The sequence below is a fragment of the Streptomyces sp. NPDC005492 genome (genome assembly GCF_040605995.1).
Lineage (GTDB): Bacteria > Actinomycetota > Actinomycetes > Streptomycetales > Streptomycetaceae > Streptomyces.
Genome location: NZ_JBEXDX010000032.1, coordinates 81,166 through 100,673 on the forward strand (window position 1 = coordinate 81,166; position 19,508 = coordinate 100,673).

23 protein-coding genes and 1 pseudogene are annotated in these 19,508 nt (G+C 70.3%); 13 read left to right on the plus strand and 11 right to left on the minus strand.

Translation table 11 applies throughout. The features are described 5' to 3' along the window. Nucleotides 1–132: 132 nt before the first annotated feature. From ABZT04_RS32685 to ABZT04_RS32700, 4 genes are read left to right on the plus strand one after another with little or no spacing between them, the layout of a single operon-like run. On the plus strand, nt 133–1,479 hold the full coding sequence (locus ABZT04_RS32685; RefSeq protein ID WP_356060591.1) for an NAD(P)/FAD-dependent oxidoreductase: 1,347 nt from the start codon (nt 133–135) through the stop codon (nt 1,477–1,479). Further along, complete coding sequence (locus tag ABZT04_RS32690; protein WP_356060593.1) at nt 1,476–2,354, plus strand: SDR family NAD(P)-dependent oxidoreductase; 879 nt, start codon at nt 1,476–1,478, stop codon at nt 2,352–2,354. The genes ABZT04_RS32685 and ABZT04_RS32690 overlap by 4 nt, the downstream gene beginning before the upstream one ends. Nucleotides 2,355–2,356: 2 nt before the next feature. After that, nucleotides 2,357–3,781, plus strand: a complete 1,425-nt coding sequence (locus tag ABZT04_RS32695) for an aldehyde dehydrogenase family protein (protein WP_356060595.1) — start codon at nt 2,357–2,359, stop codon at nt 3,779–3,781. A 58-nt stretch (nt 3,782–3,839) separates the two neighbouring features. Then, nucleotides 3,840–4,928 carry an AraC family transcriptional regulator ligand-binding domain-containing protein gene (locus ABZT04_RS32700; RefSeq protein WP_356060597.1) on the plus strand — a complete coding sequence of 363 codons (1,089 nt, stop codon included), beginning with the start codon at nt 3,840–3,842 and terminating at the stop codon, nt 4,926–4,928. 247 nt (nt 4,929–5,175) lie between these two features. On the opposite strand, the gene ABZT04_RS32705 is transcribed toward ABZT04_RS32700, so the two are convergent. The 3 genes from ABZT04_RS32705 to ABZT04_RS32715 all read right to left on the minus strand — a co-directional run bounded on the left by ABZT04_RS32705 (nt 5,176) and on the right by ABZT04_RS32715 (nt 8,528). Continuing rightward, nucleotides 5,176–7,452, minus strand: a complete 2,277-nt coding sequence (locus ABZT04_RS32705; RefSeq protein ID WP_356060599.1) for a catalase — start codon at nt 7,450–7,452, stop codon at nt 5,176–5,178. 142 nt (nt 7,453–7,594) lie between these two features. Continuing rightward, nucleotides 7,595–8,155: a hypothetical protein gene (locus ABZT04_RS32710; RefSeq protein ID WP_356060601.1), complete on the minus strand. Its 561-nt coding sequence runs from the start codon at nt 8,153–8,155 to the stop codon at nt 7,595–7,597. A 211-nt stretch (nt 8,156–8,366) separates the two neighbouring features. Continuing rightward, nucleotides 8,367–8,528, minus strand: a complete 162-nt coding sequence (locus ABZT04_RS32715) for a hydrophobic protein (protein WP_356060603.1) — start codon at nt 8,526–8,528, stop codon at nt 8,367–8,369. A 178-nt stretch (nt 8,529–8,706) separates the two neighbouring features. Here ABZT04_RS32715 and ABZT04_RS32720 point away from each other — a divergent pair, with 178 nt between their 5' ends. Genes ABZT04_RS32720 through ABZT04_RS32730 form a run of 3 tightly spaced genes read left to right on the plus strand, consistent with a single transcriptional unit; the run spans nt 8,707 to nt 9,871 of the window. Then, nucleotides 8,707–9,144 carry a phage holin family protein gene (locus ABZT04_RS32720; RefSeq protein WP_356060605.1) on the plus strand — a complete coding sequence of 146 codons (438 nt, stop codon included), beginning with the start codon at nt 8,707–8,709 and terminating at the stop codon, nt 9,142–9,144. Next, nucleotides 9,141–9,569, plus strand: coding sequence for a DUF3618 domain-containing protein (locus ABZT04_RS32725; RefSeq protein ID WP_356060607.1), 429 nt, complete (start codon nt 9,141–9,143; stop codon nt 9,567–9,569). Before ABZT04_RS32720 ends, ABZT04_RS32725 begins: the two co-directional genes overlap by 4 nt. A gap of 35 nt (nt 9,570–9,604) precedes the next feature. Continuing rightward, nucleotides 9,605–9,871, plus strand: a complete 267-nt coding sequence (locus ABZT04_RS32730) for a DUF4235 domain-containing protein (protein WP_356060609.1) — start codon at nt 9,605–9,607, stop codon at nt 9,869–9,871. Nucleotides 9,872–9,925: 54 nt separating this feature from the next. Here the strand turns inward: ABZT04_RS32730 and ABZT04_RS32735 are convergent, their stop codons facing one another. Both ABZT04_RS32735 and ABZT04_RS32740 read right to left on the minus strand, forming a co-directional pair. Then, nucleotides 9,926–10,561, minus strand: coding sequence for a DNA polymerase ligase N-terminal domain-containing protein (locus ABZT04_RS32735; RefSeq protein WP_356060611.1), 636 nt, complete (start codon nt 10,559–10,561; stop codon nt 9,926–9,928). A 155-nt stretch (nt 10,562–10,716) separates the two neighbouring features. Beyond that, the gene (locus ABZT04_RS32740; protein WP_356060614.1) at nt 10,717–11,382 is read right to left on the minus strand and encodes a nitroreductase; all 666 of its coding nucleotides are present in this window, start codon (nt 11,380–11,382) and stop codon (nt 10,717–10,719) included. Between the two features lie 93 nt (nt 11,383–11,475). On the opposite strand from ABZT04_RS32740, the gene ABZT04_RS32745 reads away from it, so the two are divergent. After that, the gene (locus ABZT04_RS32745; protein WP_356060616.1) at nt 11,476–11,646 is read left to right on the plus strand and encodes a hydrophobic protein; all 171 of its coding nucleotides are present in this window, start codon (nt 11,476–11,478) and stop codon (nt 11,644–11,646) included. Nucleotides 11,647–11,857: 211 nt separating this feature from the next. Here the strand turns inward: ABZT04_RS32745 and ABZT04_RS32750 are convergent, their stop codons facing one another. Further along, nucleotides 11,858–12,742, minus strand: coding sequence for an SDR family oxidoreductase (locus tag ABZT04_RS32750; protein WP_356060618.1), 885 nt, complete (start codon nt 12,740–12,742; stop codon nt 11,858–11,860). A 309-nt stretch (nt 12,743–13,051) separates the two neighbouring features. Here ABZT04_RS32750 and ABZT04_RS32755 point away from each other — a divergent pair, with 309 nt between their 5' ends. From ABZT04_RS32755 to ABZT04_RS32765, 3 genes are read left to right on the plus strand one after another with little or no spacing between them, the layout of a single operon-like run. Continuing rightward, the gene (locus tag ABZT04_RS32755) at nt 13,052–13,732 is read left to right on the plus strand and encodes a HemK2/MTQ2 family protein methyltransferase (protein WP_356060620.1); all 681 of its coding nucleotides are present in this window, start codon (nt 13,052–13,054) and stop codon (nt 13,730–13,732) included. Beyond that, on the plus strand, nt 13,716–13,955 hold the full coding sequence (locus ABZT04_RS32760; RefSeq protein WP_356060622.1) for a CDGSH iron-sulfur domain-containing protein: 240 nt from the start codon (nt 13,716–13,718) through the stop codon (nt 13,953–13,955). Before ABZT04_RS32755 ends, ABZT04_RS32760 begins: the two co-directional genes overlap by 17 nt. Then, the gene (locus tag ABZT04_RS32765; RefSeq protein ID WP_356060624.1) at nt 13,955–15,016 is read left to right on the plus strand and encodes an iron-containing redox enzyme family protein; all 1,062 of its coding nucleotides are present in this window, start codon (nt 13,955–13,957) and stop codon (nt 15,014–15,016) included. Before ABZT04_RS32760 ends, ABZT04_RS32765 begins: the two co-directional genes overlap by 1 nt. A 58-nt stretch (nt 15,017–15,074) precedes the next feature. Here ABZT04_RS32765 and ABZT04_RS32770 read toward each other — a convergent pair whose 3' ends face one another. After that, nucleotides 15,075–15,311, minus strand: a complete 237-nt coding sequence (locus ABZT04_RS32770) for a hypothetical protein (RefSeq protein ID WP_356060626.1) — start codon at nt 15,309–15,311, stop codon at nt 15,075–15,077. Between the two features lie 116 nt (nt 15,312–15,427). Then, the gene (locus ABZT04_RS32775) at nt 15,428–16,408 is read right to left on the minus strand and encodes an SDR family NAD(P)-dependent oxidoreductase (RefSeq protein ID WP_356060628.1); all 981 of its coding nucleotides are present in this window, start codon (nt 16,406–16,408) and stop codon (nt 15,428–15,430) included. A 159-nt stretch (nt 16,409–16,567) separates the two neighbouring features. On the opposite strand from ABZT04_RS32775, the gene ABZT04_RS32780 reads away from it, so the two are divergent. Continuing rightward, the gene (locus ABZT04_RS32780) at nt 16,568–17,461 is read left to right on the plus strand and encodes a helix-turn-helix transcriptional regulator (protein WP_356060630.1); all 894 of its coding nucleotides are present in this window, start codon (nt 16,568–16,570) and stop codon (nt 17,459–17,461) included. A 79-nt stretch (nt 17,462–17,540) separates the two neighbouring features. Here the strand turns inward: ABZT04_RS32780 and ABZT04_RS32785 are convergent, their stop codons facing one another. Continuing rightward, complete coding sequence (locus tag ABZT04_RS32785) at nt 17,541–18,197, minus strand: DUF6417 family protein (protein ID WP_356060632.1); 657 nt, start codon at nt 18,195–18,197, stop codon at nt 17,541–17,543. Between the two features lie 108 nt (nt 18,198–18,305). Here ABZT04_RS32785 and ABZT04_RS32790 point away from each other — a divergent pair. Continuing rightward, nucleotides 18,306–18,431 (plus strand): annotated as a pseudogene (locus tag ABZT04_RS32790) (Cmx/CmrA family chloramphenicol efflux MFS transporter); the annotation flags it as partial. An 82-nt stretch (nt 18,432–18,513) separates the two neighbouring features. Here ABZT04_RS32790 and ABZT04_RS32795 read toward each other — a convergent pair. Together ABZT04_RS32795 and ABZT04_RS32800 are read right to left on the minus strand one after the other, a co-directional pair. Further along, nucleotides 18,514–18,957 (minus strand): VOC family protein, encoded by a 444-nt coding sequence (locus tag ABZT04_RS32795; RefSeq protein ID WP_356060634.1) that lies wholly within the window; start codon nt 18,955–18,957, stop codon nt 18,514–18,516. A 97-nt stretch (nt 18,958–19,054) separates the two neighbouring features. After that, nucleotides 19,055–19,297: a DUF6193 family natural product biosynthesis protein gene (locus ABZT04_RS32800; protein WP_356060636.1), complete on the minus strand. Its 243-nt coding sequence runs from the start codon at nt 19,295–19,297 to the stop codon at nt 19,055–19,057. Nucleotides 19,298–19,508: the final 211 nt, after the last annotated feature.

Genomic DNA, 19,508 nt, shown 5'->3' on the forward strand with positions numbered 1-19,508 from the left:
CGGACGCGCCGGGCCGGTCAGCGGCCTGGCCGCTGGAGCCCCCTTTGTGGCCGCACAGGCCAGTCCGCTGGCGCTCGCACGCTGCCTAAGTTCCTCCCACGCCGAAACGTGGCGACTAGAGGAGGTGGACTCGTGATGGAGTCCGAATTCGACACCTGTGTCATCGGTGCGGGTCCCGCGGGGCTGGCAGTGGCACGAGCGCTCACTGAGCGGCGGCTTCCGTACACGCACATCGAACGTCACACCGGTCCGGGAGGTCTGTGGGACATCGACAACCCGGGCAGCCCGATGTACGAGTCGGCGCATTTCATCTCCAGCAAGACCCTCTCGGGGTTCGGCGGCCGGCCGATGCCCGACCACTTCGCGGACTACCCCCCGCGACAGCAGATCCTGTCGTACCTGACGTCCTTCGCCGACGCGTACGGGCTGACGGAACGGATCGAGTTCGGCACCGGGGTCCGTGACGTGGCGAAGAACCCGGACGGCACCTGGACGGTCACCCGTGCCGACGGACGGACCAGCCGACACGGGCAGGTCGTCGTCTGCACCGGCTCGCAGTGGCACCCCAACATCCCCGAGATCCCGGGTGACTTCAGCGGCGAGATCCGGCACACCGTCGGCTACCGCAGCAGCGACGAACTGCGCGGCAAGCGGGTCCTGGTGGTCGGCGCGGGCAACTCCGGCTGCGACATCGCCTGCGACGCGGCCCGCGCCGCCGACCACGCGGAGATCAGCATGCGCCGCGGCTACTGGTTCATCCCCAAGCATCTGTTCGGCAGGCCCGTGGACACCCTCGAAGGCGTCGGTCCCCGGATGCCGAAGTGGCTGGAGCAGAAGGTGTTCGGCGCACTCCTGCGGATCGTCAACGGCGATCCGCGCCGCCTGGGCCTGCAGAAGCCGGACCACAAGCTCTTCGAGACCCACCCGACGGTCAACTCGCTGCTCCTGCACCACCTGCAGCACGGCGACATCACCGCACGGCCCGGCATCGTGCGCGCCGAAGGCAGCACCGTCCACTTCACCGACGGCAGCAGCAACGACTTCGACCTGATCCTGCTGGCGACCGGCTACGTCCACAAAGTGCCCGTCGCCCAGCGCTACTTCGGCGACGAGCAGCACCCCGACCTCTACCTGTCGTCGTTCTCCCGAGAGCACGAGGGGCTGTTCGGCGTCGGCTTCATCGAGACCAACGCCGGCGCCTACCAACTCTTCGACGCACAGGCGCAGTTGATCGCGGGCTTCGTCCAGGACACCCGCCGGGGCACGCCCAATGCCGAGCGGTTCGCCCGCATGATCCGGGGCGACCGCCCCGACCTGACCGGCGGACTGAAGTTCGTGGACTCCCCGCGCCACACCGGCTACGTCGACAGCGCCGCGTACACCAAGTACCTCAGCAAGGTCGCCGCCGCCATGGGCTGGCCCACCGAGGGACGCCCTCCCGCGGTGCCCACCGTCCGCAGCAAGGAGACGGTGGCATGAGCGGCTACGACTGCACCGGCAAGGTGATGCTGGTGACCGGCGGCGCGGGCGGCATCGGCAGCGCGCTGTGCCGACGGTTCGCGGTCGGCGGCGCCGTGTGCGTCGTCGTCGACATCGACGGTGAGCGCGCGAAGCGGGTCGCGGACACCCTCCCCGGCAACGGTCACCTGGGCCTCGGCTGCGACCTGCTGGACCGGGCCGGGCTGGCGGACCTCTTCGAACAGGTCGCCGTCACCTTCGGCCGCCTCGACGTGCTGGTCAACAACGTCGGCATGACCAGCACGGAGCGGTTCGATGTGCGCGCGGTGGAGACCATCGAGCGGGAGATCGACCTCAACATGATCTCCCCGCTGGTGGCCACCCGGCTCGCCATTCCCCTGCTGAGGGTCGCCCCCGACCCCCGCGTCATCACCACCGTGTCGCTCGCCGGAATCTTCCCCCAGGGCGAGACTCCCATCTACGCGGCGTCGAAGTTCGGGCTGCGCGGCGCGATGCTGTCCATCGCCCTCGACCTGGAGGGCAAGGGCATCCGTGTCGGCTCGGTCCTGCCGTCGGCGACCGACACCGCGATGCTGCGCCAGGAGGCCGTCGACGGCGGCAACTCCCTGCAGTTCCAGGACCCGCCGCAACAGCCGTCCGACGTCGTCGCCGCCGTGGTCAGCATGCTCGACCGGCCGCGCTTCGAGGCGTATCCGCGCTTCGGTGAATCGCTCCTGGTCCGCTTCACCATGCTCGTACCGAACCTCCTCCCCCGGCTTCTCCCGCTCTTCCGCAAACGCGGCGAGCGCGGTCTGGCGCGGTACCTGGAGGACCTGCGCCGCAGAGGACTGGCCCGGCAGGTCGACGGCCGCTGGGAACTCGTGAAGGAGGCGTGATCATGACCACGGAAGCGAACGACCGTCTGCTCCGGGTCGTCAACCCGGCCACCGGGGAGACGCTCGACACCCTGCCCGCCGCCACCGCGGACGAGGTGGACACGGCCGTGGACCGGGCCCGCGGTGTCTTCGACAGCGGGGTGTGGGCGGGCCGACCGCCCCGGGAGCGGGCCGCGGTGCTGCTGCGCCTCGCCGAGCTGATGGAACGCGACGCCGAGATCCTGGCCCGGCTGGACTGCGAGGACGCGGGCAAGCCCATCACGGAGTGCCGTACCGGCGACGTGCCCGGCGCTATCGAGTCGATCCGCTGGTTCGCGGAGGCGGCCGACAAGGTCTTCGGCCGCATCGCGCCCACCGGCCACGACCACCTGGGCCTGATGAGCCGGGAACCCGTCGGGGTGGTTGCCGCCGTCCTCCCCTGGAACTACCCGCTCGCCATGGCCGCCTGGAAGATCGGCCCCGCCCTCGCCGCGGGCAACAGCCTGCTGCTCAAGCCCGCCGAGGCGACCCCGCGCTCGGCCCTCCACGTGGCACGGCTGGCGACGGAGGCCGGGCTGCCGGACGGCACGCTCACCGTCCTGCCCGGCTACGGCACGGAAGCCGGCCGGGCACTCGCCCGCCACCCCGGGGTCGGCGCACTCTCGTTCACGGGCTCGACGGCGACCGGACGGCGGATCCTGGCCGATGCCGCGGAGACCAACTTCAAGCGGGTCTCCCTGGAGATGGGCGGAAAGAGTCCCCAGGTCCTGATGCCGGACGCGCTCGACTTCGGCGTCGAACTCATCGACGACATGATCGACGCCGCGTTCCTGACGATGGGCCAGAACTGCACGGCCGGCTCCCGGATCCTGGTCCACGAGGACATCGCCGCCCAGGTCGTCGCACGGTTCACGGCCGCCGCCGGGGCCCTGGTCATCGGTGACCCCGCCAAGCCGGACACCCGTACGGGACCGCTGATCAGCCCGGCGGCTCGAGACCGGGTCGCCCGCGCCGTGGACGAGGCGGTCGCCGCCGGAGCCGTGGCCCACACCGCCGGCCTGCCGACGGGCCTGCACCCGCACGGGGCCTACTACCCGCCCACGGTCGTCGTCGGCGCCCCCGACGGAAGCAGAGTCCTCACCGAGGAACTGTTCGGACCCGTGGTCACCGTCCAGACCTTCGCCTCCGAGCAGGAGGCGATCCGGACGGCGAACGCCACCCCTTACGGCCTCGCCGCCTCCCTGTGGACCCACGACCTCGACACCGCCTTCCGGCTCGCCCGCGGCATCCAGGCCGGAGTGGTCTCCGTCAACACCTACAGCGAGGGCGACATCACCGCCCCCTTCGGAGGCTGGAAACAGTCCGGATTCGGCGGCGCGGAGCGGTCCACCGACGCCTTCGCCCAGTGGACCAGGGAGAAGACGGTGTGGATCCGCACCCGCCAGTAAGGCCGAAACCGGACGCGGATGCCTAAAGTGGTCGCGAGTACGGCCCTGGAGAGACGCCATGCCCGATCCACCCCGTCCGGAGAACGGCACCACCCGCAGCACGTCGGCCACGATCTCCCCGAACATCCTGCGCTACCTCAGCCGGATCACCGGGGAGTACGGCGTCGACCTGCAACCGGAACTGACACATGTGGGCCTCACCGAGACCCTGATGGAATCGGCGGCCCTGCGCGTCTCCTACCGCCAGGGCAGCGCCGTCATCCGGCGCGCCGTCGAACTCACCGGGGACGAGAACCTGGGGCTGCGGGTCGGAGCCGCACAGCACCTCACCGCGTGGGGTCTCCTGGGCTTCGCCATGCTCGCCAGCGACACCCTCCAGGCCGCCATCGAGGCGGGGGTGCGCTTCCAGAACGTGTCCGGGGCCATGACCGTCTGGTCGGCCGGCCGGGAGGACTCCGACTACGTGGTCCGGGCCGACCTCCCGGATCCGATGATCGACCCGAACGTCGCCGTCTTCCTCGTCGAGGAGGCGTTCTCCAGCGTCGTCACCCTGGCCCGCCTCGCCGCGGGCGCCGACCTCACGCCGCAGAAGATCGACTTCACCTTCCCCGCTCCGCGGGACGTCCAGCCGTTCCGCGACCTCTTCCGCTGCCCCCTGCATTTCGGCGCCGCCGGCAACCGGCTGGTCGTTCCGCAGGCATGGATCAACCGGCCGATGCCGGGCCGCGATCCGGTCACCTGTGCCTCGACCCTCGAACTGCTCGATGCGCAGATGGCTTCGCGCCGCCGACAGCAGGACCTCCTGGAGGTACTGGAGATCTCCGTCGCGCAGAGCCTCCCGTTCGTCCCTTCCTTCTCCGAACAGGCCCGCAGACACGCGTCGAGCGAACGCACCCTGCGCCGCCGCCTGGCCGACTGCGACACCTCCTACGAGGCCATCGTCGAGGGCGTCCGCCGCGAACGCGTCGAACAACTCCTGCACCGCCCCCATCTGACCCTGCGTGAGGTGGCACGCCAGGCGGGCTTCTCCGACGAACGCGCCCTGCGCCGGGCGGTCCGCCGCTGGCACGGCATGGCGCCCTTGCAATTGCGCGACGGCTTCCTCTCCGAAGACGGCGCCCCCGGCGCCTCACCAGAGATGACGTAAACCCGCGGCTCAGAATCCCTTTGAAACGTGCTCCGGAGTCGCCGCGCACTCCACGTGGCGCGTTCACCGGGAATAGTTCTTTGAATCCGCGAACGCGCTTCACCACTGCACAGTCCCGCTCCTCTCCCGCGCGGAGGAAGGAGACGACGAGAAAGACAAGGGGTGACCCTTCACAAGGGTGGCCCCGCCACCGCACGCGCAGGCGAATTTCCGCTCCAGCACTCTTGTTCGGCGAGCGGACCGCCGGTCACAGGGCAGGGGTGAAGCGGCCCCAGGCGCGGTGGCCCGCGAGGAGATGCGTCACGGGCCGCAGTACCTCGGACGCGGCCGTGGCGAAGACCACTCCCTCGGGGCCCTCGGGCAGACCGGCCGCCTCCAGGGCGCCGGCTCCTTCGCCCCAGGCCGCGATGACCTTGCCGTGGCGGTACGCCTCGGTGAGCATCAGCAGCAGGCGGGGGTCGAGCGCGGTGGCCAGGGCGGCGTCGTCGTCGGCCTTGGCGTCGCGGGCACCGTAGGCGTCGGCGGACGGAGCCGGGGCACCGGCCAGTACGATCGCGTCGAACTCGGTGGACCGGGCGGTGGCGAAGGTGCGCTGCACGGTGAGCGGTTCGCCGTCCGGGTCCAGCTTGCCGCCTGACGGTGCGATGACCAGCGGGACCATGTCGGCGTCCAGGACGGCCCGGCGCAGTTCGCGTACGCCGTCCAGGTCGTCCGCGCCGCTGGTGACGATGCCGATGATCCGGCCCTCCACCGGCCATTCCCGGCCGAGTTGGGAGAGTGCGGGGCTCGGTTCGACCGATGCCAGGGGGAGGCTCGCTTCCGGGGCCGGAAGTCCCAGGCCGGCCGCGACCTGTGTGCAGAGGTCCGGGTCGATGTTGGCGAGCACCCGCAGCGCCCGTTCCTTGACGGCGGTCTCCCAGCACTTGCCGAGCTCGAAGGTGTAGGCGGCGACGATGTGTTCGCGCTCGGTGGGAGACATGCTGAGCCAGAACAGGCGGGCCTGGCTGAAGTGGTCGTCGAAGGAGACCGCCGCGTCCCGCACCTTGCGGGCGGCGGGGACCTCGACGGGTACCTCGATGTACGCCCCGGTGTCCGCGCCGGCGAGGAACGGGCAGCCGCCGTCGAGGGAGTTGGGCCGGTACGGCGCCACGCCTCGGTGGACCGCGGTCTGGTGCATGCCGTCGCGCAGCATGTCGTTGACGGGCACGTGCGTGCGGTTGATCGGGAGCTGCGCGAAATTCGGGCCGCCCAGCCGGGTGAGCTGGGTGTCGAGGTAGGAGAAGAGCCGTCCCTGCATCAGCGGGTCGTTGGTGACGTCGATGCCGGGCACCAGGTGCCCGACGTGGAAGGCGACCTGCTCGGTCTCGGCGAAGTAGTTCGACGGGTTGGCGTTGAGGGTCATCAGGCCGATCGGGCGGACCGGAGCCAGCTCCTCGGGGACGATCTTCGTCGGGTCGAGCAGGTCGATGCCCTCGAACATCTGGTCCTCGGTGTCCGGGAAGGTCTGCACACCCAGTTCCCACTGCGGGAACGCGCCCGCCTCGATCGCGTCCGCGAGGTCACGGCGGTGGAAGTCGGGGTCCACGCCCGCGGTGATCTGGGCTTCCTCCCACACCAGTGAGTGCACACCCAGTTTCGGCTTCCAGTGGAACTTCACCAGCGTGGTGGCGCCCTCGGCGTTCACCAGCCGGAAGGTGTGGACGCCGAAGCCCTCCATCATCCGGTAGGAGCGCGGGATGCCCCGGTCGGACATGTTCCACAGCGTGTGGTGGGTCGCCTCGGTGTGGAGCGTGACGAAGTCCCAGAACGTGTCGTGCGCGCTCTGCGCCTGCGGGATCTCCCGGTCCGGATGCGGCTTGCCCGCGTGGATGACATCGGGGAACTTGATCGCGTCCTGGATGAAGAACACCGGGATGTTGTTGCCGACCAGGTCGAAGACGCCCTCGTCGGTGTAGAACTTCGTCGCGAACCCCCGGGTGTCGCGCACGGTGTCGGCCGAGCCGCGCGAGCCCAGGACGGTGGAGAAGCGGACGAACACCGGTGTCTCGACGCCCTCGGCGAGGAAGGCGGCCCGGGTGATCCCCGCGGCGGTGCCGTAGCCCCGGAACACTCCGTGCGCGGCGGCGCCACGGGCGTGCACCACCCGCTCGGGGATGCGTTCGTGGTCGAAGTGGGTGATCTTCTCCCGCAGATGGTGGTCCTGGAGCAGGACCGGGCCGCGGGGACCCGCCTTCAGCGAGTGGTCGGTGTCGTACAGGCGCGCACCCTGTGCGGTGGTGAGGTAGGCGCCGTCCTGGGCGACCTCGTTCCGCGGAGCACCGGTGGGCTGCCCGGTCGGGCTGTAGGTGTCGGGTCCGCGCTGGTCGGGCTTCGGCGGGAGCGGCTCCCGCGGCTGTGTCGGCTCCTCGACCGAGGCGGCTCGGACGCCCGGGGCACCGGGGATCTCGTTTCCGCCGCGGACAGCGTCCTGGACCTTCTCGACCACTTTCTCGGCGGCGGCCGACACGGGGTTCTTGTCGCTCATCGAAGTTCCGATCTTCGGGAGGGGAGCGCCACGCGCGGTGCGATCAGCGCTCCGGCAGGCAGGGGATCAAACGCTGCCGACGGGTGCCCCTCGGTACGACAGTTGACACACGCGCCGGCCCCCGTCGCGCGTACGGGTGAGTTCAGGAGTGGGAGGCCCTGACGCGCGGGACAATGGGCGCTCGCTGTGCGGCGTGCCGGGCGGACCCGGAGCCGCTCGTGTCCTCAAGGCGCCGCAGCCACACGGTCGCCAGGGCCAGCAGGCCGGTGAAGACGACGAAGAGAAGCACCGACGTCCACATCGGTCGGCTTCCGGGAGAGTCCCATGCCGTCCAGGCGGTCGAGACCATCCAGAGGGCGACGCCTGCTCCGTAGAAGGCCCGCATGTGCCTCAGGTGCCTCACTGCCCGCAGCGGTGCGGGCTGTTCGGAGGCGGATGCCGGATCTGCCGGGGTGGCGCGGTGCGCACCGCCCGCCTGGCCGTCCGCCACCCGCTCGTCCTGTTGCGGTCCCTCTCCGCCGGGTTGCCCGCCGCGCCCCTCGAAGTCCCGTCGTACGGCCGCGCCTTCGTCCTCGACGAGGCTCGCCTCGTCCGGAAGCTGCAGGACGGCCCCGCAGCGCTCGCACAGCGTCCCGTCTCCGGCCGGCGTGCCGCACACCTTGCAGGATCGGCTGGACTTCAGGCTCTCGGTCTTCTCGGTCATGATCTCTCCGGAAGGGGGTGGACACTGACCCCCGCCGGGTGCCCCCACCGGCTACGAAGATTCATCCGCCATTCTGAATTCCGGGCACGGTCTGCGTTGCCGAAGGTTCGGGGCCTCGAAAGCAGCAGGGCCCCATTAGTGGTGGCGCATTAACATGCGGGCCCCGGTCCAAGACCGGGGCCCGCATGTAATGAGATGTCGTCCGCCAGGTCTACCAGCGGTACCAGCGTCCGGTTCCGCCCCTCGGGCGAGCGACGAATCCGACCAGCCAGACCGCCAGCACGATGACGGCGACGAACCACAAAGCCTTCAGCGCGAATCCCGCGCCGAAGAGAATCAGGGCGAGCAGGAGTACAAGAAGCAGGGGAACCATAGTTATCAACCTCCGGACCATCGGATGCCCGCGTTCTTTTGCCTCACACACCCGGAGTGGAACCTCCGGCCAATGATCGTGCGGAGGGGCCAGGGCCGCCCGTTAACAAACGGGCTCGACGCGGCTGTCGTTCTCGTATTCGGGGGTACTTGGACGTCACGGCGAAGGAGGGCGAGTCATGGATGACACAGGTAGGTACACGACCGGCAGCACTACCCGGCACAGTGACGCGGCCGAAGAGCCGGTCGGTGAGCTGGTGCAGCGTGCCTCGCAGCAGCTCTCGGAGCTGGTGCGTGGCGAGATGCGTCTGGCCCAGGCGGAGATGAAGGAGAAGGGCAAGCTCTACGGCAAGGGCGGCGGGCTCTTCGGCGGGGCCGGCCTGTTCGGCTTCCTCACCCTTCAGGCGCTGGTCACGGCCGGGATCGCGGCCCTTGCGGTGCCGCTGCCGGTCTGGGCCGCGGCCCTGATCGTGACCGGGGTTCTCGGCCTGTTGGCCGCGGTGCTGGCCCTGACCGGAAAGAAGGAGGTCGGCCAGGCGGCCCCGCCCGCTCCCGAGCAGACCATCGACAGCGTGAAGGCCGATGTGGCCGAGATCAAGGAGAGTGCCAAGCGATGACGCAACCACCCCACGACGAGCCGACCGCCGCGAGCACGGAAGAACTCCGCGAGCAGGTCGAGCAGACCCGCCACGAACTGGGCGACACGGTCCAGGCCCTGGCCGACAAGGCCGACGTCAAGGCCCGCGCGCAGGAGAAGGCCACCGCCCTCAAGGAGCAGACGACGGCCAAGGCCGCGGAACTGAAGGGACAGGCCAAGGTGAAGGCATCCGAGGCCTCGCACGCGTTGCAGGACAAGGTGCCCGACACGGTCAAGGACAAGGCAGCCGTGGCCGCCGAGCAGGTGAAGGCCAAGGCGTCGCAGGCGGAACAGATGTGGCAGACCAAGGCGCCGGAGCCCGTGCGGAACAACCGCACCGCCCTGATCGGTGCGGGCGTGGCCTTCCTGATCCTCTGTGTGCTGCTGCGTCGTAAGAAGAAGTGACGAAGAAGAAAGAAGCGAGGAAACAGGAGGTCCGGATGAAAGCCTCCAAGGTGGCCTACAAGCCCGTCGGACTGGCGCTCGGCGCGCTCAGTGGCATGGCGGCCGGCGCGCTGTTCAAGCAGGCGTGGAAGGTGCTCGGCCACGACAAGGACGCGCCCGACGCCACGGACGAGGACCGCCGGTGGCGCGAGGTGCTGCTGGCCGCCGTACTGCAGGGCGCGATCTTCGCCGGGGTCAAAGCGGCTGTCGACCGCGGTGGCGCGGTGGCGACCCGGCGCCTGACCGGCATCTGGCCCGGCTGATCCGCCGTTCCGCTCCCGGCAGCTCCGACCGAGGAGCTGCCGGGAGCAGCCGCGTCATCGCTCCCCAGCAGCCTCTTGCGCCTCCGCGGCGACCTGGTGGAGCGTGCGGCCGGTGCGCACCGAGCGGGCCCGGCGCGGATCGGGGGTCGACCGGCCCGCCTTCCGGGCGGCGTCGTCCCTGGTCTTCACCAGCAGCCAGGCCTCGCCCCCGTCGGAGTCGCTCGTGCCGCCCCGGAAGCGGGTGAGCGCGTACTCGCCGCGCAGTTTGGAGCCGTCGAGCCGGAACGTGGCGTGGCCACGTGCGAGCGCCTCGTCGAACGGGACGGGCCGGCCGCGCCGGTCATGGCTCAGCGGCCGGTAGGTGCCGTGGTCCCACACGATGACGGTTCCACCGCCGTACTGGCCCTCGGGGATCACGCCCTCGAACTCCTCGTACTCCAGCGGATGGTCCTCGGTGGGAACGGCCAGCCGCTTGTCCCCGGGATCGGTGGAAGGTCCCTTCGGCACGGACCAGGACTTCAGCACACCGCCGACCTGGAGACGGAAGTCGAAGTGCATCGTGCTCGCGTCATGGATCTGCACCACGAACCTCGGCCGGTCGTCACCACCGCCGGACCTGCCCCGAGGCTCCCTGGTCCGGCCGAAGTCGCGTTTTCCGTGATAGGTCCGCAGCGGGTCCTTGTCCGTCACGTCGAGCCACCCTTCCGCTTTTCCGCGCCTTCGGGAGATGTCGCGGACCGAGTACCCGTCCGCTTCGGCCCGACCCGCGACCGGAGGAGAAGAGACGGTCAGGAAGACGTCGACCACGTGGTGCCGTGCGGACAGGCCACGCACGGGTCAGCGGGTCACACCCCGATGAATCTCACGGTTTCGGTCACGTCCGCCCGCCCGGTGCGCAGTCGCGGCACGCCTTCCCTCTCGAAACCCACCGAGACACCGCAGAACAGTGCCAGCCCGTCATCGGCGCCCACTGTCTGGCCGACCGTCTTGCGATACATCGTCCACATCACCTGGGGGCAACTGTGCAGCCCCTCCGCCCTCAGTAACAGCATGACCGTCTGCAGGTACATCCCCGCGTCCCCCCACTGCCCGGGCCCCATCGTCCGGTCGAGGTAGCAGAAGAGGACGACCGGCGCCCCGAACGCCTCCGAGTTCAGGGCCGCGATCTTCATGGGCCTGTCGGGGTCGTCGCCCTCGATCCCCAGCGCCGCGTACCGCTGGGCGGCCGCGGCGGAGAAACGGTCCCGATACGGCGGCGTCAGCTCGGCCGGGTACATCGGATACTCCCGCTCATCACCCGGGTCGCCCGCCAGCGCCCTGGCCGTCGCGCGTCTCTTCAGCTCGGCCAAGGGCTCGCCGGTGACGACGTACACCTGCCACGGCTGGAGGTTCCCACTCGACGGAGCCCGCGCCGCCGCGGACAGCACCCGTTCGAGCACCTCCTTGGACACCGGCTCGTCGCTGAACGCCCGCACTGCCCGGCGACTGTCCACGGCCTCATACACATCCACGTCGTTCATCCTCCCCTCACGGGGAGCGAAGACACGAGGGCAGCATGACCTACGGTCCGGCGGGCACTCGGCCTTTCGGAAAGGGGAATCGAAATGGTCGCATTGATTCTTGTTCTTCTCCTCGCCCTCATATTGGGCGGCGCTGGATTCGCTGTTCACATCCTGTGGTGGATCGCCATCATCGTGGCGGTCCTGTGGCTCCTGGGCTTCGTATTCCGCAGCGCCGGAACAGGAGGAACAAGGGGCCGCTGGTATCGGTGGTGAGCAAGTCGCTCACCGCGGTGAGGACGATGTCCCTCGGGTAGCCCCCGCGCCCATGCGGTTCCTGGACATCGTCGAATTCCGTCACGTTTTCGGAATGCCGCCGGGGATCTTCAGGTGGTCGTGAGGCCTGGAGGAATTCCCCGGCGGTGGGCTCGCCGGAGCCGTCGTGGACGAGGGCATGCAGAGAGTCGCGAGGCCTCTTCCGTTTCCGTCACGGCAGAGGTGTGCCGCCGGTGGCGTTCATGACCTCCGCGGTGATGAAGCTCGCGCGCTGGGAGGCGAGGAAGACGTAGGCGGGGGCCATTTCGGCGGGCTGGGCGGGACGTCCGAGCGGTGCCTGCTTTCCGAACTCGGTGGTGTCCGGCATGGTCGCGGGGATCAGCGGTGTCCAGACCGGGCCGGGGGCCACCGCGTTCACCCGGATTCCGTCGGAGGCGACCATCTGCGCCAGGCCCTGGGTGAACGTCACGATCGCGCCCTTGGTCATGGCGTAGTCGAGCAGGTGCGGGCTCGGCTTGTACGCCTGCACGGACGTGGTGTTGATGATCGAGCCGCCCGCCGGAATGTGCGGCAGGGCCAGCTTGCACAGCCAGAACATGCCGTAGAGGTTGGTGCGCACCACCCGGTCGAACTGGTCGGTGGAGATGGCGCCGATACCGTCGGGTTGCGACATCTGGTAGGCGGCGTTGTTGATCAGAATGTCGATGTGCCCGAACTCCGCGACCGCGCGTTCGACGAGCCGCCCGCACTGCTCCTCGTCGCGGATGTCGCAGGGCACCGCGATCGCCTTGCGGCCGGCTTCCTCGACGAGGCGGGCGGTCTCGCGGGCCTCCTCGTCCTCCTCGGGCAGGTAGGTGAACAGGACGTCCGCGCCCTCGCGGGCGTAGGCGAGGGCGACGGCCCGGCCGATGCCCGAATCGCCGCCGGTCAGGACCGTCTTGCGGTCCGTCAACTGCCCGCTGCCCCGGTAGGAGTCCTCACCGTGGTCCGGCGGCGGATCCATCGGGCCGGACCATCCCGGGTGCTGCTGGTCCTGCTGCGGGAAGTCCGGTCGGGGATGGCGTTCGACGGGGTTCTCGTGAGGGGTGTCGTTCATGCCGGTCGCCTTTCTCGCTCTGCCCGTCCCGGTCAGGGGCCCGCTGGTGGGTGGTGGTTCCGGAGATGTCCGAGTGCCCGCGGGGACGGAATCCATGTCGCGCCCCCTGCGCCCCCTGTGCTCGGTCGGGCCAAGGTGTGGATCACGGGCGTCGGGGCACTCGCGGCGTCAACAGACCCGAGTGTCGAACGGGATCCGACTCGCTGACGGGACGCCCGCACCCCAGTGGGGAGCGGCTCCCGCCGGGCGACCGGTGGGACAGGAGTGCACCGAGTCGTCTCACGAGCCACTCACGTACCGGAGGTGAATATGGCCACCGCAGCGCTCCCGCACCCCACGCCGTCGTTTCTCCTCGCACCGCCCGGCGTCTACCGGCCCCAGCACGACACCCGGCTCCTCACCCGCGCCCTGTGCCGCGAGGGCGTGGCCCCCGGCTCGGAGGTACTGGATCTGGGAACCGGAACCGGAGCGCTCTCCGTGGCGGCGGCGCGGCTGGGCGCGCGGGTGACCGCCGTGGACATCTCGTGGCGCGCGGTGCTCACCGCGCGCCTCAACGCGCTGGTCGCGCGGCAACACGTCGTCGTACACCGCGGGGATCTGACGGATGCCGTCCCCGGCCGCGCCTTCGACCTGGTCGTCAGCAATCCGCCCTACGTCCCCTCCCCCATCGACCGTCTGCCCCGGCGGGGCCCGGCCCGGTCCTGGGACGCGGGGCGTGACGGCCGCGCGCTCGTGGACCGGATCTGTGACGACGCGCCCTCGGCGCTGCGGGCCGGCGGAGTCCTGCTGCTCGTCCATTCGGGCCTGTGCGGAACCGACGCCACCCTGGAGCGGCTGGAGAGAGCCGGAATGAAGGCGACGGTCACCGATCGCGTGCTGATCCCCCTCGGACCGGTGCTGCGCTCCCGCCTTCCCTGGCTGCGTCACGAGGGCCTGATGGCCGAGGAGAACGAGGAGGAAGTGGTGGTCGTCCGTGCCGAACACGCCTGAACGCCCGCGCCGCGTCCGGGTCGACCCCGGCGGGCCCCTGCTCGTGGAAGGGCCGGTCGAGGTGGCCATGGACGACGGCAGCGTCGTCGTCTCGCGACGCTTCACGGTCGCGGTCTGCACCTGCCGCCGCAGCCGCACCTACCCCTGGTGCGACACCAGCCACCGCCGCCACGAGAAACCGGGGGGCCGGCGCGCCCCCGACGACCAGAAGGGGGGCGAGTGATGACCGGCCCCCGGGAAGCCCGGCTCGAAAGCCCGCCCCTGCCCTCTCCCCGAGGAACGCTCTCCGCCGCCGTAATCTCCGCACTCGGCGAAGGAACCACGCCACCACCGCAGGAGACGACGAGCGCCGACCCGTACGGGGAGGACCTGCAACTCGCCCTCTACCTCCTGTACGAACTGCACTACCAGGGGTTCACCGGCGTCGACGACAGCCGCGAGTGGGACCCGGACCTCCTGGCTCTCCGCCGCACGCTCGAACAGCGCTTCCTCACCGCCCTGCGCGCCGACGTTCCCGGCCCCCAGCCGCTGCGGCAGGCCCTCGACGGACTGCTGACCGAACCCGTCGGCGACCCCGCCACCAGCGTCACCCACTACCTGCAGCACGAGGGCGGCCTGCACCACCTCAGGGAGTACGCGGCGCTCCGCTCGCTCTACCACCTCAAGGAGGCGGATCCGCACGCCTGGGTCCTTCCCCGGCTCTACGGGCGCGCCAAGGCGGCGATGGTGGCGGTGGAGTTCGACGAGTTCGGCGCCGGGCGCGCGGACGACATCCACGCCCGGCTCTTCGCCGACCTCATGACGGACCTCGGCCTGGAGACCGCCTACGGCCACTACCTCCCCGCGGCCCCCGCCGAGGCCCTCGCCCCCGTCAACCTCATGTCCCTTCTCGGACTGCACCGGGCCCTGCGCGGCGCACTCGTCGGTCACTTCGCCACCGTCGAGGTGACCTCCTCACCCGGCTCACGCCGACTGGCCAAGGCCATGCGCCGCACCGGCGCCGGACCCGCCGCCGCACGCTTCTACGACGAACACGTCGAGGCCGACGCCGTCCACGAACAGGTCGTACGCCACGAAGTGATCGGCGGCCTCCTGCAGAACGAACCCGGCCTGGAACCGGACATCGTCTTCGGCATCCAGGCAACGGTCCTGCTGGAGGACCGACTCGGCACGCAGCTCCTCCGGGCGTGGCACGGCAATCGCAGCGCGCTTCGCGTCCCTGTCGGGGGTCCGAGTTCGGCGGGGCCGCCGGTCGCGGTCGGTCCGACTCCGGGCCCGACCTGACCGAGACCTGGTCGGCCCTGCCGTCCAGGTCTCGTACGCGTTGCCGTACGGCCGCCTCTCAGGCGCCGTCCAGTCGCGCGCGGAGCAGGCGCTTGCCCAGCTCAGCGCCCTTGCGGCTGTCCGCCTGGGCCTTGCGGAAGAGATCCGCGACCTCCGTGTCCTTGTCGCGCTCCGCGTCCGCGATGTACGTCTCCAGGCGCAACGCGTTGCTCAAGCACGCCTCCACGTACCAGACCAGGTTGTAGTCCTTGTCCGGCGTACCCGTGGCGCCGCCGGTCTCCGTGCTGCTGGTCATCTCTTCCTCCTCCATTCCACGTTCAGGGGACTCTCTTCCTTCGCCGGGCGCGGGTAGCCACCGCTCCCCGGCACACACGCCGAGGCCGGCCGGATACGTGGACGCTCGGCTGAGGCCTATTCAGGAGCCGGGAGAGGGACGGGTTGCGCCGCCTCCCTCTCCGTCCTGGCGGCATGTACCGCATATACCGCGGTGAACCGTTCGACGGCCTCCCAGAGTTCGGCTTCACGCCGTGGGTCGTAGGACTCCTGCGACGAGCGATCCGCGCGGCCGCGGTCGACGTAGGAACCGGTCGGTACCCGGGGTGTGCCGAGGACGACCTCGGCAAGGTGGCGGCCCGCGGTGTCGCGGCTGGTGGCGAGTGGTGTGAGGGTCAGCGGCGGCATGATGCGCCGCATCGCGAACCGGGAGAGGGGTCCCGCGTTGCGCGCGAGCCCCGTGCCGGGGACGAACGCCGGGTTGTAGGTGAGGGCGTCGATTCCGGCCGGCAGCCGGCGCGCGTACTCGTGCACCAGGTAGATCGTCGCCAGCTTGCTCGTCGAGTACGCGGTACGGCCGGCGGCCACGGTGTCCGGGCCGGAGAAGGCTCCTGTGCGGGCGAGGACGTCGGGGGACTTCCAGACCGGCCCCGGCACCAGCCCCAGGTTGTGCCTGAAGTCGCCGAAGTGGGTGTCGCTGGTCGTGATCACGATCCGGGCGGGAGCGGCGAAGCGGTCCTGGAGAAGACGTACGAACAGGTGGTTGGCGAGCACGTTGACGGTGAAGGTGGACTCGAACCCGTCGGGTCCCTCGGTGAGCGCGTTCGAGTACTGCACGCCCGCGTTGCCCACGAAGCCGCGCAGCGGCGGCAGTTCACCCCGCTCCAGCCGGCCGCGGATCTCGGTGGCGGCCGAGCGGACGCTCTCCAGCGAGCCGAGGTCCGCCGAGACGTGCGAGACCGCGCGCCTGCCCATTCCGAGCTCCGCGGCCGTCCGTGCGCCGGAAGGTCCGCGTGCTACGACGACGAGATGCGCGTCCGGCGAACGGCGCAGGATGCACTCCGCCGCCACCCGCCCGATCCCGCCGCTCGCTCCCGTCATCACGATGGTGTGCCGCATGGGAACTCCTTCGATGCTGCTGGTCAGCCGATGGCGCCCCCAGGTCTCTTGGGCGCGTCCTCACCTTCGCCACTCGTGCCGACGCCGGCCAGTGCCGTCCCCGTCACTAGGACTGGCAGTACCCAGGCTCATCCACGGCCCGGGGGCAAGAATGGATCCATGCCTTCCGCCCGCTCCGATTTCGCCGCACTCCTGCGCGCCTGGCGCGACCGCCTGCCCCCGGCGGACGCCGGCTTCACCGTGACGCCCGGGCGTCGCGCGCCGGGCCTGCGCCGCGAGGAGCTCGCACAGTTGGCCGGGCTCTCCGTCGACTACGTCCTGCGCCTGGAACAGGGACGGGCGAAGAACCCCTCGCCCCAGGTCGTCGGCGCTCTCGCCCGGGCCCTTCAGTTGTCCCGCACGGAGCGCGACCAGTTGTACCGGAGCGCCGGGCTCCTGCCACCCCAGGACGGGACGGTCAACACCCATGTGCCCGCCGGAATCCAACGGCTCGTCGCGCGCCTGGGCGACGTCCCGATCGGGGTGTTCGCCGCCGACTGGACCTTGGTGTGGTGGAACACCGCATGGTGCGCCCTGCTCGGCGACCCCTCCGTCCTCCCCGTCAGCGAACGGAACCTCGCCCGCGCGCTCTTCGGCAACGGCGCCGCTCATGCCTTGATGCTCTCCATCCGGTCCGAGCGCGGACCGGACACCTTCGCCGCGTCGATCGTCGCCGACCTCAAGGACGCGGTGTCCCGCTGCCCAAGGGACGCCCAACTCGAGCGTCTCGTACGGGAACTGCGAGAGGTGTCGGACGCCTTCGCCCATCAGTGGGCCACCGAGACTGCCGCTCAGCACACGAGCGACCGCAAGACGATCCGGCACCCCGAGGTCGGCGACATCCACCTCGACTGCGACGTTCTCATCGTCCCCGGCGCGGACCTGCGCATGGTCACGTACACGGCGGCGGCCGGAAGCGAAGACGCGGGGAAACTGGACCTTCTCCGCGTGACCGGCGCCGGATCCGCCACCGCGCGTCGGCACAAACCCCGCGCGGCGTCGGACACCGCCTGACACCCGCCTCCGGAAGGGCGTTGCTCGCCGGTTCGGTTGGCGGCCAACGCCCTTGCCGGTGGGGGAAGTTCGCGTGGTCTCAGCTCTGAGCGGTCCGTGGATCCGCGGCGTGAGGCGTGCCGGGCCCGCGGGTGACGTACCGAGCCGTCGGCACGCCCGTGTCCGGGTGCGGCTGGTAGATGACGTCGTAGTCACGGGCGAACCGGTTGGCCTCCGCCTCGGAGCAGGTGAGGCGGTACAGGTACAGGGCGTAGGCGACCGAGGTGATCTGCTGCCGCGTCAGGCACAGCCGCCAGCGGTTCTCCGGACGGCTGAAGTCCGCAGTGCGGACGCGCTCGGCGAGTCCGTCGGCGGGCGGGATGGCCAGATCGGAGTCGAGGGCGACGAACCGGCGCACGGCGTCCATCTGCGCCGGCCGCAGGTGCACCCACTGCTCACCGGGGGCCGGTTCAGCCCGGTCCGACAACGGGAGCGGCACGGTATGTGCGTAGAGCAGAGCGTCACGCCCGTACGGAGTCAGCCGCGCGGCCCACCGCACGGGCCGCGAGGTGAGAGCGGAGAGTTCGGCACGGGTGTCCCGGTCGGCCAGTTCGGCCAGCCCCTCTCCCACCACTGGTTCGACGCCGTGCTGCTCCGCGCTCGGGACCTGATCGTCCAGAACCCAGCCGTGGCCGCCTCCCCGCTCCCCCGCGTCAAGCATCTCCAGCACGGCGAGCCGCTTGTCCCTGGTCCGCATCCACGGCCTCCTTCCCGTTCTGCCCACCACCTGATCGTCATTGTCGGGTCAGGCGGGTCGGACCGTTGCGGTGTTCGGCGGGGTTCGAAGCGGTGTGCCGCGCGTCCGATCGGTGCACCGCTGGTCGCGATGCTGAGCCTGCGGTGGCCGCGTCGCCGGGCGCTGCTCGTCTTCCTCGTCGCCTTCCTCCTGGCCCACGTCGTGGGCGCCCTCACGCACAGCTTCGAGGTCGTCTTCGTCCCTCACCCCGGTCCTCACCAAGGTGACGGAGCTGACCTCCGGGTGGATGTCCGCGGTACGGAGGTGCGCCAACCACTCAGTTCAGTTGCTCGGCCAGGCCGACGATGATGCCGTCCGGGCCGCGGAGGTAGCAGAGCAGATAGCTGTCCTCGAACCGGGCGATCTCGCCGACGAGTTCGGCGCCGTGAGAGCGGCGCAGTCGGGCAACGGTGTCCTCGATGTCGTCCACGGCGAACATGACGCGGTGCGTGCCCAGAATGTTGTGCGGCCGGTTGCGCGGCCCGGCACTGATCGCCGTAGGGCTGCGGTACTTCGCCAGCTCAAGCCGGCTGTGGCCGTCCGGAGTCCGGACCATCGCGATGTCACAGTGGACGCCGTCGAGTCCGGTGCACTGGTCGGCGAAGAGGCCCTCGACCTCCCCCCTGCCCTCCAACTCCAGACCGAGTTCCACGAAGAACGCGATGGCGGCGTCCATGTCCTCGACGACGATGCCGACGTTGTCCATCCGCTGAATCGCCATGCTGGCTTCTCCTTCTTCCTCGTGCTTCCTCGTACGGCCGGTGGTGGCCACTGCTGTCCCTGGGACGGAGCCGGTGTCACGTTCTCGACATCCGGGATCAGAGTTCGTCTCGGGTTCCGAAGAAGGCGGGGCCACAGTCGGGAGGGAGACGGTCGAGCACCATCGCGACAGCTTGTTCGGGCGTTGCGGCCGGTCCGACGGACTCGATGCGCAGGGGGCCGGCGACCCAGTGCACCTCGCCCATGCCGGTCCACGGGAACAGTCGACGCAGACGGGGTTCGGCGTGGGCCGCCGCGAGCAGCTGCGGTCCATAAGGACCATCATCTCGGTCCCACACCACCGCCCCCTGACCTCGACGTCATTCGTTACCGTGTACAAGTCACACGTCCGTCCATCTCTGCCACGGCACCTCCCAAAGGATTGCTAACCGGCTTGAAACGCGATAAATGCAACATCGCCGCGAGCCGCGAGCCGCGAGCCGCGAGCCGCGAGCCGCGAGCCGCGAGCCGCGAGCCGCGAGCCGCGAGCCGCGAGCCGCGAGCCGCGAGCCG